The organism is Gordonibacter pamelaeae, assembly GCF_003340385.1.
GTDB lineage: Bacteria > Actinomycetota > Coriobacteriia > Coriobacteriales > Eggerthellaceae > Gordonibacter > Gordonibacter pamelaeae.
In genome coordinates, this window is the sequence record NZ_PPTS01000006.1 from 211,523 (window position 1) to 223,505 (window position 11,983).

Annotated in this window: 11 protein-coding genes; 3 read left to right on the plus strand and 8 right to left on the minus strand. The window is 67.3% G+C overall.

What is annotated here, in order from left to right:
- The first annotated feature begins 104 nt into the window (after positions 1-104).
- Positions 105-497, plus strand: coding sequence for a hypothetical protein (locus C1877_RS10780; protein ID WP_114569152.1), 393 nt, complete (start codon positions 105-107; stop codon positions 495-497).
- Positions 498-515: 18 nt separating this feature from the next.
- Here C1877_RS10780 and C1877_RS10785 read toward each other — a convergent pair whose 3' ends face one another.
- Positions 516-1,127: an SOS response-associated peptidase gene (locus C1877_RS10785; protein WP_181813838.1), complete on the minus strand. Its 612-nt coding sequence runs from the start codon at positions 1,125-1,127 to the stop codon at positions 516-518.
- 121 nt (positions 1,128-1,248) lie between these two features.
- Here C1877_RS10785 and C1877_RS15185 point away from each other — a divergent pair, with 121 nt between their 5' ends.
- Positions 1,249-1,467 (plus strand): acyl carrier protein, encoded by a 219-nt coding sequence (locus C1877_RS15185; RefSeq protein WP_123673309.1) that lies wholly within the window; start codon positions 1,249-1,251, stop codon positions 1,465-1,467.
- 140 nt (positions 1,468-1,607) lie between these two features.
- On the opposite strand, the gene C1877_RS10790 is transcribed toward C1877_RS15185, so the two are convergent.
- From C1877_RS10790 to C1877_RS10800, 3 genes are all read right to left on the minus strand, one after another.
- Positions 1,608-2,927, minus strand: coding sequence for a bifunctional folylpolyglutamate synthase/dihydrofolate synthase (locus C1877_RS10790; RefSeq protein WP_114569154.1), 1,320 nt, complete (start codon positions 2,925-2,927; stop codon positions 1,608-1,610).
- A 73-nt stretch (positions 2,928-3,000) separates the two neighbouring features.
- Positions 3,001-4,488: an NADPH-dependent glutamate synthase gene (gene gltA / locus C1877_RS10795; protein ID WP_114569155.1), complete on the minus strand. Its 1,488-nt coding sequence runs from the start codon at positions 4,486-4,488 to the stop codon at positions 3,001-3,003.
- Position 4,489: 1 nt separating this feature from the next.
- Positions 4,490-5,353 carry a sulfide/dihydroorotate dehydrogenase-like FAD/NAD-binding protein gene (locus C1877_RS10800; protein ID WP_114569156.1) on the minus strand — a complete coding sequence of 288 codons (864 nt, stop codon included), beginning with the start codon at positions 5,351-5,353 and terminating at the stop codon, positions 4,490-4,492.
- Between the two features lie 303 nt (positions 5,354-5,656).
- Here C1877_RS10800 and C1877_RS10805 point away from each other — a divergent pair, with 303 nt between their 5' ends.
- Positions 5,657-6,580 carry a magnesium transporter CorA family protein gene (locus tag C1877_RS10805; RefSeq protein ID WP_114569157.1) on the plus strand — a complete coding sequence of 308 codons (924 nt, stop codon included), beginning with the start codon at positions 5,657-5,659 and terminating at the stop codon, positions 6,578-6,580.
- 128 nt (positions 6,581-6,708) lie between these two features.
- Here the strand turns inward: C1877_RS10805 and C1877_RS10810 are convergent, their stop codons facing one another.
- The 4 genes from C1877_RS10810 to C1877_RS10825 all read right to left on the minus strand — a co-directional run bounded on the left by C1877_RS10810 (position 6,709) and on the right by C1877_RS10825 (position 11,941).
- Positions 6,709-7,854: a Fic family protein gene (locus tag C1877_RS10810; RefSeq protein ID WP_041239271.1), complete on the minus strand. Its 1,146-nt coding sequence runs from the start codon at positions 7,852-7,854 to the stop codon at positions 6,709-6,711.
- 181 nt (positions 7,855-8,035) lie between these two features.
- Positions 8,036-8,716 (minus strand): uracil-DNA glycosylase, encoded by a 681-nt coding sequence (locus tag C1877_RS10815; RefSeq protein WP_114569158.1) that lies wholly within the window; start codon positions 8,714-8,716, stop codon positions 8,036-8,038.
- A 36-nt stretch (positions 8,717-8,752) separates the two neighbouring features.
- Entirely contained in the window at positions 8,753-10,141 is a 1,389-nt protein-coding gene (gene alr / locus C1877_RS10820; protein ID WP_114569159.1) for an alanine racemase, read from the minus strand.
- A 168-nt stretch (positions 10,142-10,309) separates the two neighbouring features.
- Positions 10,310-11,941 carry a LuxR C-terminal-related transcriptional regulator gene (locus C1877_RS10825; RefSeq protein ID WP_390624767.1) on the minus strand — a complete coding sequence of 544 codons (1,632 nt, stop codon included), beginning with the start codon at positions 11,939-11,941 and terminating at the stop codon, positions 10,310-10,312.
- Between the last annotated feature and the right edge of the window lie 42 nt (positions 11,942-11,983).

Below are 11,983 nucleotides of genomic sequence, written 5' to 3' on the forward strand. Positions count from 1 at the left end.
CACACGCGCGCGGCGAGGCGGAGGCACCCGGGAACGGAAATACGGCCCGCACGCAGACCCGGCCGAGCCGCCCGCAGCGTTCCTCGGCCCAGGCTTCCGCACGGGTGTCCGAACGCCCCGCGGCCCAGGCGGCCGAGCAACCCTTCCCGGCTTCGAAGCGCCCGGCGGCCCGCTCCTCCGCGCGCCCCGCACCCACGCTCTACGCCGGCGGCGGGCCCGACCAAAACCCGCTGCGGAGGATCGCGCTCGTCGCAGGCGCCGTAGCCGTGTGCGCGCTGTTCGTGTTCGGCGCCGTCACCTTGTTCTCCACCTGCTCCGCTCCCCCGCCGGAAGGAGAGCACGCCGCCGAGGCCGAGCCCGAGAGCCCTCCCACGCCCGAGGAGTGCCTGGCGGCACTGCCCGCCGTCCAGGTTGAGCTGGCCGAGCTGGACCTTCCGACGGGCACGGAGCCGCAGGCGTTCGCCGCCGTGTTCGCCGCGCGCGGCGACCTGGCGTAGGGGACGCGCCTCGTCCGGTCACGCCACGCGGCAGGCCAGTTCCACGTCGCGACGGTCGAACAGGTCGGCGTAGCGCGGGCCCAGCCAAGTGCCCAGCTCGGACGGGCGCAGCACGAGGGGCATGCGGTCGTGCACGTCGCGCACCCAGCGGTTGGGCTCGCAGGTCATGATCGAGAAATGGCCGTCCTCGTAGATGCCGCCCAAGAACGTGACCGGGTTATCCGGTAGGCCGAACGCGCACTGCACCTTCACCTCGCGGCCCGTCTTGGGGCTCACGGCGCGCTCCGTCTTGTGGGGCTCGTAGAAGCCCAGCGTGGGCACGGCGCAGCGGCGCTGCTCCAGCGACTCGCGCCACATCTGGCCGCGCGGGCCGGTGGCCGTGTCCACGCGCGTGTTGAACACGGGTCGCTTCGCCCAGCTCACCTGGTACCCCCAATCGAGCTCGGCCACCGCCAGGCGCCCCGACCCTCCCGCGCCTTGCGCCGGCACCGCCACGGGCACGCGCGCGCCGGGGAACGCGTCCAGGCCGGCCAGCTCGTAGTCGGGCACGGTGGGCGGCATGCCCTGCTCCACCTCGCGCACGATGCGCTCCACCACGTCGCGCGGGATCATGACGAACCGTCCGCACATCGTCGCCTCCTCGCTGCGGCGCCCGCGCTCCGGGCGCCGCCCTTTCCGTGCGCGGGGGCTGCGCGCGCCCCGCGCGTCTGCTACCATGGATGCCGACGATTTTCCAAGGAAAGGAAGGCCCATGGCCACCATCGACACCATCACGAACATCCTGCAGGAGAACCTCGACATCGACCCGTCCACCGTGACCGCGGAGTCCACGTTCGACTCGCTCGGCATCGACTCGCTCGACATGGTGGAGCTCATCTGCGACCTCGAGGAGGCCTGCGAGGTTGACTTCGGCGAGCCCGAGGGCCTGAACACCGTGGGCGACCTCGTGGCGTACATCGATTCCCTGTAGGGCACCATCCTAGCACGCCGGCGCTGCCGGCTGCGCCCCGCCGCCCCGCCCGTTGCGCGCCTGCAACGGGCGGGGCTTTGCCTTGGCGGCCGGTTCGCGCGAAGACGGCCCGAGCGTCCCGGCAGCCGCCTTCCGCCCGCTTACGCCGTCGCCCCGAGCGCCGCCTTCACCGCCCCCACTGAGTAGAGGCTGCCGAAGGCGCACACGAGGCCGTCCGGGCCGGCCAGCTCGCGGGCGCGGGCGAGCGCATCGGCCATGTCGCGTGCGACATAGGGGCTCGTGCAGGCCGAGCATCCCAGGAGGTCCTGGCCCGTCCAGCGGATGGCGCGCGCCAGCTTGTCGGCAGGAAGCGCGCGGGGGTTGTCGGGCGCCACGCACACGAACGCCGCACCGAGCGGCAGCACCGTCTCCAACATGGCCGGATAGTCCTTGTCCTCCAGCACGCCGACAACGAACACGGGCTTGCGGCCGGGGAACACGTCGGCCAGGGAATCGGCGAGCGCGCGGGCCCCCTGCGGATTGTGGCCGCCGTCCACCACGACCGTGGGCTCCCCCGACGCCGCGCGCACGATCTCGAAACGCCCGGGCCACGCGGTTTCGGCGATGCCCCGGCGAACCGCATCGTCGTTGACGGCCCAACCCCGGGTGCGCAGCGCCTCGGCCGCCTCGATGGCGAGCGCCGCGTTCGCGGGCTGGTAGCTGCCGAGCAGCCGCGTGCGCAGGTCGGTAAAGCGCCCATAGGAGAACGGACGCAGGGGCGCCCCGGGAACCCCCCAGTCCACCGTACCCGCCTCCAAGAGCGCGAGGTCGGGCACGGTCAGCGCATCGCCCGCCGCCGCAGCCGCTGCCTCGACCGCCGCCATCGCCTCGGGCTCCTGGGGCCACGACACCACAGCCGAACCCGGCTTCACGATGCCCGCCTTCTCGCCCGCGATGGCCGCTAGCGTGTTGCCGAGCAGCGCCGTGTGGTCGAGTCCGATGCGCGCGATGACGGCAACCTCGGGCGCGTCGATGACGTTCGTGGAGTCGAGGCGGCCGCCGAGGCCCACCTCGAGCACCACGACGTCGCAACCGCTCCGCGCGAAATGCACGAGCGCCACGGCGCACATGAGCTCGAACTCGGTGGGATGGTCCGCCATGGCCTCGGCCTGCTCCTTCACAAGCAGCGTCGCCTCGATGAGGTCGTCAGCCGAGATGTTCGCCCCGTCCACGCGGATGCGCTCCTCGAACGCGATGAGGTACGGGCTGGTGAACAGCCCCGTGCGCAAGCCCGCGGCCTGCAGGATGGAGGCGAGGTAGGCGCAGGTCGACCCCTTGCCGTTCGTACCGGCCACGTGCACGAACTTGAGGCGGTCCTGCGGCCGGCCCAGCCGATCGAGCAGCTCGCAGATGCGATCGAGCCCGAGCCGCGACTCCAGCCAGCGCGGCTCGTTGATGTAGGCGATCGGGTCGAACGACATGGAAGGCCTCCTTAATAAAACGAACGAGTGTTTCACGTGAAACACTCGTTCCAGAAAACGATGGATAAACGCGTTACTCTTGCGTCAGATACTCCCCGATGCCCGCCGCGGCGCGCTTGCCGGCACCCATGGCCAGGATGACGGTCGCCGCGCCGATCACCGCGTCGCCGCCGGCGAACACGCCCGGCTTCGACGTGGCGCCCGTGCGCTCGTCGGCCACGATCAGGCTGCGCGGCGTCACCTCGAGCCCCGGAGTGGTCTTCGCGATCAGCGGGTTGGTCTTCGACCCTGCCGCCACCACCAGCATGTCGATGTCGATGACGAACTCGCTGCCCTCGATCGGCGCGGGGCGGCGGCGTCCGCTCGCGTCGGGCTCGCCCAGCTCCATGCGCACGCACTCGACGCCCGACACCCAGCCGCTCTCGTCGCCCAGAATGCGCACCGGGTTCGTCAGCAGCAGGAACTTGATGCCCTCCTGCTCGGCATGGTGCACTTCCTCGGCGCGCGCCGGCATCTCCTCGCGTCCGCGACGGTACACCACGGTCACGTCGGCGCCCAGGCGCCTCGCCGTGCGCGCCGCGTCCATGGCCACGTTGCCGCCGCCCACCACCACGCACTTCTTGCCCGCGTACACCGGCGTCTCGTATTCGGGGAACTGGTACGCCTTCATAAGGTTCACGCGGGTCAGAAGCTCGCTTGCCACCGACACGCCGTTGAGGCCCTCGCCCTCGATGCCCAGGTAGCTGGGAAGCCCCGCGCCCGTGCCCACGAACACGGCGTCGAAGCCGCGGTCCTCCATGAGCTCGTCGATGTCGTAGAGCTTGCCCACCAGGGCGTTCACCTCGAACGAAACGCCTTTGTCGCCCAGCTTCGACACCTCGCGCTGCACGAGGTCCTTCGGCAGGCGGAACTCGGGTATGCCGTAGGTGAGCACGCCGCCCACCTTGTGCAGCGCCTCGAACACCGTGATATCGCATCCGCGCTTCACCAGCTCGCCCGCGCAGGTCAGCGACGCCGGGCCCGAGCCGATGACCGCCACGCGCTTGCCGGCCAGGTCCTGCGACACCGCGCCTTCCGCGCCGCGCCAGATGCTGCAGGCGAGCTCGTCGCCCGCAGCGCACTCCTCACGCAGCCCGTCCATGGCCGCAGCCGCCTCCTCGGGATGCGCGAACGCCCAGTCGGATGTGAAGCGCTCCAGGCGGCCGATGGCCACCGGCTCGCCGTTCCTGCCGCGCGTGCACACGCCCTCGCACTGCGTCTCCTGCGGGCACACGCGCCCGCAGATGGCCGGCAGCGAGTTCGCGCTCTTCACGATGGCGTACGCCCGAGCGAAGTTGCCCTCGGCCACCTGCTCGACGAACCGCGGGATGGGCACGCCCACCGGGCAGCCGCCCACGCAGGGGGTGTTCGGGCACTGGATGCAGCGGCGCGCCTCGGCCACCGCCTCTTCCTCGGTATAGCCCAGCGCCACCTCGTCGAACGTCTTCGCGCGGTCGGCCGGATCGAGCTCGGAAACGGGCGTTTTCTCCTTCTGCCGGTTCACCTCGTAGCTGGTCGCCATGCTACGCCCCCTTCCGCTCGCCGTCGGTCCCGCCGTTGCAGTCGCGGCCCTCGGCCGCCTCGCGCGCCGCGCCCTCGAAGCTGCGGTACATCACGCCACGGCGCATGGCATCATCGTAGTCCACCAGGTGGCCGTCGAAGTCCGGCCCGTCCACGCAGGCGTGCAGGTACTCGTCGCCCACCTTCACGCGGCAGCCGCCGCACATGCCGGTGCCGTCGATCATGAGCGGGTTCATGCTCACGAGCGTCTTGATGCCGTAGGGCTTGGTGGTGGCGGCCACGAACTTCATCATGATGACGGGACCCACGGCCAGCACCAGGTCGTAATCCGCGCCCTCGTCGATACGCTGCTGCAGCGCCTGCGTCACGAGGCCTTTGTTGCCGTTCGAGCCGTCGTCGGTCATGATGATCTGGCGCGTGGAGCACGCGTTTATCTCGTCCTCGAGAAGGATGAGATCCTTGGTGCGGAAGCCGGTGATCACGTCCACCTCGCAGCCATGCTCGTGCAGCCACTTGGCCTGCGGGTACGCGATGGCCGTTCCCAGACCGCCGCCGATGACGCACGCGCGGCGCGCGCCCTCGAGCTCGGTGGGGTTGCCGAGCGGCCCCGCGAAGTCCAGCAGCGCGTCGCCCGCCTTCAGCTGCGCGAGGCGCATCGTGGTGGCGCCCACCGCTTGGAACACGATGGTGACGGTGCCCGCCTCCGGGTCGCATTCGTTCATCGTGAGCGGGATGCGCTCGCCGCGCTCGTCGATGCGCAGCATGATGAACTGGCCCGGCCTGATCTTGCGCGCTATCTCGGGCGCGCGCACGACCATGCGGGTCACTTCCGCGTTGAGCGGCTCTACTCGTTCGATGGGATACACGGCCTTCGCCCTCTCTCGTCTCAGATACAGAAGCAGCACCGGACGATGCTCGGTGCCGCTTCCCGTAGAAGTATGGCCGCTATTATAGCAACACGCCCGCCGTCCCCATGTTTCGAACAGGTTTCCGAGCGGTCAGCGGAACGAAAATAGCCGAGGTGGCAGGGGAACCTATAATCGATGGAGGGCGCAGCCGGCGCATGCGGCCCCTGCGTTGCGACGGAGAAGGCGAGCTAATTGCCGCGTAGCCGTCCGCAGGGCGCGGCGCAGCCGTCCGCATCGGCGCCCATCGAGGAGGAAGCAGCCATGGCGCAGAAATACGTGTTGACCAAGCAGCTGAAAGCCGTGCCGCTCGACCAGCCCATCGAGCCGGGGGCATCGGTGGTGGAGGTCATCACCACCCAGGAGTTCGCCAAGCTCGGTGTGGCCGGCGCCGACACGCTCTCGGCGCTGCGCACGCTCACGGAGGCCGAGAGCACCTACCTCGACGTGTTCCCCGACAGCCTCATCGGCTCGTTCGCCGTTCCCGACAAGAGGGACCTCATGGGCGAGACGCTCAAGTTCGCCTTTTACCTGAACAAGACCAACCTCATCTTCATCGACGAGGGACAGATATGCACGCGCCTGCTCGACGACATCGAGCGCATCGGCGTTTTGAAGGAACCCACGGCGGCGCACTGCCTGTTCGAGTTCATGAAGCTGCTCGTGAAGGACGACCTGACGTACCTCGCCGACGTGGAGGACCGCATGGAGGACGTGGAGGAGCAGATCATCGACCGCTGCGGCAACGTGGCGAACCGCAAGATGCTGGGCTTTCGGCGGCGGCTTCTGCGCATCGACACCTTCTACCAGCAGCTCGTGGACATGACGGGCACCATCGGCGACAACGAGAACAAACTGCTCACCAACGGGGAGGCCCGCCTGTTCCACTCGCTCGAGAAAACGGTGGAGCGCCTGCTCAAGCGCTCGCAGACGCTCAAGGAGTACAGCCTGCAGCTGCGCGAGCTCTACCAGACGCAAATCGACATTCAGCAGAACGACACCATGCAGTGGTTCACCATCATCACGACGCTGTTCGCCCCGCTCACGCTCATCACCAGCTGGTTCGGCATGAACTTCGCGAACATGCCCGGCCTGGACTGGCAGTGGGGCTATCAGACCATCATCGTGGTGTGCATCGTCATCATCGTGGTGGAGCTGGTGATATTCAAGAGGAAGAAATGGCTGTGAGGCCCCGGCCTGGCGCCGCAAACCGGCAAGGCCGAGCGCTAACGAAAGAAATCGGCCGTTTTCTTTCGTTACGATGCGAAAATGCCCCGCTAACGAAAGAAAACTTTCGTTAGCGGGGCACGTTGCGGCTAAAGAGGATCCGTACCAGGCTCCAAGATGTCCAAATAGCGCTGGAATACGAACCGTTTGTTGCGCTGTGACTTCGGCGAGGCATCTTTCAGGATGCCCAATCCGCACAAGTTGTCTATCACGTTCTTCGCGGTCGGCTCCGACACGTGGAGCATTTCCGCCACCTTGCGTTTCGTGACGGACGGCGACTCGAACAACCGGTCAAGAAGGGCCGTGTGGTTGGCGCTAAGCCTTGCATCGTTCAAGAGTCGCAGGCAATCGCTTTGCAGCTGGATGATCTGCTTGGCCGAAGCGACCCCTTCTTCGGATGTCTGGGAGATACCCCGGAGAAAAAACGCCAGCCACTCTTCCCAAGCGCCCTTGAGCCTCACGTCCATCAGGCGGTCGTAGTATTCCTGCCGGTTCCTTTTGAAGTAATAGCTCAGGTAAAGAACGGGTTTTGACAGGATCCCCTCGTTGCAGAGCCAAAAGGTTATGAGCAGCCGACCCATGCGCCCGTTTCCATCAAGAAACGGATGGATGGTTTCGAACTGGGCATGGATAAGGGCGATCTTCACCAAGGTGGGCATGTCGGCGCATTCGTAGAAAAACGACTCCAGGGCTCCAAGCGCCGTTCGCATATCATCCACAGCCGGAGGCACATAGGGCGCGTCGGCGAGCGAGCAGCCCTGCGGCCCGATCCAGTTCTGGGAGTGCCTGAACTCGCCGGGGGTTCGCTCGCTTCCGCGACCGCTCGCCAACAGATGGGCATGGATCTCGCGGATCAGCCGCAGGCTCAAGGGAAACTCCCGCAGGCGGTCGAGCCCGTAGTTCATGGCCGCGATGTAATTGGCAACTTCCTGCGTGTCGTCGTTCATCCGGCTCTCCTCGATGGCGATGACGTCTTCCAGAGAAGCCTGCGTGCCCTCGATCTGGGAACTGAGAAGCGCCTCTTTCTTGACGTACATCGACACGAACAGATCAGGGTCGGGCAGCACCTGGGTCACACCGTCCAGCCTGCCGAGCTTGCGGTCCGCCTCGGAGAGGAGCCCGAGCAGTTCCGAGGTGAACTCGAGGGGAGGATCGGGTGGCAGCGGCTTGGGAACGAACGCACGGTATCCGGTTGGCTGGGCAACGAATCGCCCGGATCGGTTTTGCCTATCCACCAGTGTTCCTCCTTCTCGTAGTGCATTTGCGAAAATAGCTAAGGTTTCTTAGCCTTTTCTTTCATTATCTCACGCTAACGAAAGAAATCGGCCGATTTCTTTCGTTACGACGCGAAAATGCCCCGCTAACGAAAGAAAACTTTCGATAGCGGGGCGCGAGGGGCGCAGATGTCGGTGTTTCCTAGAGCAGATGCGACTGCTCCACCGCAGGCTGCGAGGCGGCAGGGGCCTCTTCCGCAGGCTGCGCGGGAGTCGCGGGGCTGTCGACCTGCGCGGCAGGCGCCGCCGCCTTCTCCACGTCGCTTGCGCGCAGCAGCTCGCCGAGCGTGGCGAAGTCGTTCTCCAGGGCCTCGCGCTTCGAGCCGTCGTAGATGGCGGCAGCGGGGTGGAAGATGGGGAACACCTTGAACTTGCCCGCGCGTTGCAGCGTGCCGTGCAGGCGCGTGATGCCGATCTCCGTCTTCAGGATGAACTTCGTGGAGAAGTTGCCCAAGGTGACGATGAACTCGGGGTCGATGGTGCGCGTCTGCTCGCGCAGGTACGGGGTGCAGAGCTCGATCTCCTCCGGGCGCGGGTCGCGGTTCCCGGGAGGCCGGCACTTCAGCACGTTCGCGATGAACACGTGCTCGCGCGCCAGGCCCGCGATGGCCAGAAGCTCGTTGAGGTACTGCCCGGCCTTGCCCACGAAGGGCTCGCCCTGCAGATCCTCGTTCTTGCCCGGCGCCTCGCCCACGATGAGCACGCGCGCCGAGGGGTTCCCCACCCCGAACACCGTCTGCGTGCGGCCGTCGGCCAGCGGGCACTTGCGGCAGGCCTCCACCTGCGCGCGGATGTCCTCCAGCGGAATGTGCGGCTTGGGCATGCGAATCCCCCTTCTCCCTGCTCTCTGCGCGAGAGCCTACACGTACACTCTGGGCATGCGCTGCGCGAACCCGATGGACAGCTCGTAGTGGATCGTGCCCAGCGTGTTCGCCATGTCGTCGAGCGTGACCACCGAGTCGCCCTGGCGTCCCACCAGCACCACCTCGTCGCCGATCTGCGGGTCAACGCGGCGGCGCGTGCCGTAGATGCGCATGTCCACCTCGAACATGCACTGGTCCATGCAGATGTTGCCCACCTGGCGGAACCGCTGGCCGGACACGATGAAGTCCGTGCGGCCCGAGAGCCCCCGGCGCAGGCCGTCGGCGTAGCCCACCGGTATGGTGCAAATCTTCACGCTGCCGGGGCTGCGGTAGTTCATGCCATAGCTCACGCCCTCGCTCATGGGAACGAGCCGTGCGTCGGTCACGCGCGCGTGCACGCTCATGACGGGCTTGAGCTCGATCATCGTGCGCGTCTCCGGGCACGGGTGCAGGCCGTAGAGCGCGATGCCGGGGCGCACCATGTCGAAGTGCACGTCCGGGTAGCGGATGGCTGCGGCCGAGTTGGCAGCATGGATGATGCCGGGATCGACGCCGGCCACGCGCATGCCCTGGATGGCCTCCAGGAAGCGCTTCGTCTGTATATGGAAGTCCAGCGTCTCGGGCGCATCGGCCGTGGCGAAGTGGGTGAACGTGCCCACGAGGTCGAGCGCGCGGTGGAAGCTCACCTGCGAGAGGAACTCCACCACCTGGTCGTGGCGCACGCCGATGCGGTTCATGCCCGTGTTCACGGCCAGGTGGTACGGCGCGCGGATGCCGAAGGCGTCGGCCGCCTCGGCGTAGCGGATGGCGAAGTCGGGCGTGTAGACGCTCGGCATGACCTTGTAGGCCAGCAGCAGGGGGATGGCCTCGTCGGGCGGCTGCGACAGCACGAGGATGGGCGCGTTCACCAGCGCCTCGCGCAGCTCGATGGCCTCGTTGACCGTGGCCACGCCCAGGTACTCGGCGCCGGAGTTCAGCGCCGTCTTCGCGCAGCGCACCGCCCCATGCCCGTAGCCGTCGGCCTTCACCACGGCCATGACGCGCACGCCGGGTCCCACGTGGCGCTTGAGGGACGCCACGTTGTGGCGCAGGGCGTTCAGGTCGACCTCCGTCCAGGCCCAGCGGCGGTCGGTGTCGGGGATGAGGCGCAGCTTGTCGGGGTCGAAGCTCGCCGCGCCCGCGTCGGGCCGCGCGTGGTCGCGCGCGTACTGGAACGCCCCCTGCGCGCCCCGCTCGTAGCCGGCCGGGACGCCCGCGAGCGCCGCGCCGCCGCCCGTGGTGTAGCCCCCCACCGGCGTGTGCCCCACGCTGGCGCTGGCCGGCTCGAAGCCCGGCTTGCGATTCGCGAACCCGGTGAATCCGTTCGGTAGCTCTTGTGCCGTCATGCTGCTGTCGTCCTCGCTCGATCGCCGTTCGTTTTCGCGCACCAGTATAGCACTCGCACATCGCCTGCAACCGCAGTCCACGGGCGAGCGCAGCAAGTCAGCGGATGCGCCTGGGCGCGACGCGGGCACCTCTCCGCCCCACCGGCCGTCGAGCCGCCGAAAGGCCCCCTACCCCTCCCGCTCGTGGAGCATGTCCAGCAGTTCCTGGCGCTTGTGGATGTCCAGCTTCGTGTAGATGTGCTTCGCGTGGGTGCGCACCGTGTTCTCGCTGATGACCAGGCGCTCGGCGATGCTCGCCATGCTGTTGCCGCGGGCGATGAGCTCCATGACCTCCGTCTCGCGCGTGGACAGGCCGAATGCCTCCTGCATGGCACGGCACTGCTTGGACGTGCGGTCGCGGATAGTGCCGGCGTCATCCGAGGCGCTGGGACGGTTGCGGCGCTTCGGCGCGGCCTTGGCGGGCTTGGGCTTGGGGGATTTGGCGGCCTTCGCAGAACCGGGAGCGGCGGCACGCTCGTCGGCATCGGCGGAGCCGCGGCGCAAAAACTCGATAAGGTCAGCCGTCACCGTCCCCTTCGACGCCACGGCCTTGAACAGCGTGCCCGTGGACACCAGCAGCGTGATGCCCAGCACGTAGCTTGACACCATGGCCACGAAGAACAGCCAGTCGAACCCGTCCACCGAGACGAAGTCGCTCACCCACCCCAGCAGAAAGCCCACAGCCTGCATGAGGTACACCACGGCGCCGAAGAACGCGTAGATGAACACGGGGTTGATGCCGCGGTCGCGCGAGACCTGCGCGCACTGCATCATCATAAGCATGAGCACGAGCGAGAACACCATGTAGGTGAAGGCGGCGAACAGGTTCAAGTACCCCGCGCCCAGAAACGGAAGAAGCAAAAAGCCGGTTATGACCAGCGGGTACACCACGCGGAAAACCGACGTGAGCCCCAGGCGGAAGCTCATGCGCCGCCACAGCAGCAAGAGCACGGCAGCCGACACGAACGAGCCCAGCATGGAGGCGCTGTTCACCACGAGGCTGATCTCCTGGTGCAGAAGCGCGATGCCGCGAATGACCCCGCTGGCGAACGCGAGCGACCCCACGCACAGCGCGCTGCGCCAGTAGTCGGAAACCACCTGGCGGTAGACCTGCGGATGCTGACGCGGCACATCCTCAAACATGGGCTGGTCCATGCGCATCTCGCGCACGGAGAGCGCGATGCAGAGGCCGCACAAGGGCACGAACACGAGCGGCACCAGAAACGCCGTGAGGGCGATGGGCACCAGGTACAGCGCGAAGTAGATGAAGGGCGCCAGCGCCGTGCCCACCACAAGACGCACGTTGCCTTGGGCGGGCGGCAGCGAGGCGAAGTAGCGCTGCCAGAGCATGAACAGGCCCGCGCACCCGATGCCCAAGAGCACGCCGCCCGCGGCCACGAGCACGAGCACGGCCTCGAAAACGTACATGGCGCCGATGAGGCACGCCGACCCGGCGAACACGAGGATGGCGCTCAACGACACCAGCATGCGCCGCGCCCCGTGCGGGAAACGGTACGACCCCACGGCGCTTGCCACAAACGCGCCCCAGAACGCGAGCGACTGCGCAAGGAAGAAGGTGAGCGTGACTTCCGCCGTCTGGAACTCCATCGGCAGAAACGGGAACACGCCGCCCCAGATGGACGTGGCGTTCACCGTAAGAAAGCACGCGTACCCCCAACTGGACACATGCGTATGCGCGGCGCCTTCTGCCACGTGAAGTCGGCCCTCCCCTGCCTCGATCTCCTTGCCCTGCGCATCCATTATAGTATGAAGCAGCGCCGGGCAACCTGCGCACCGTGCAGG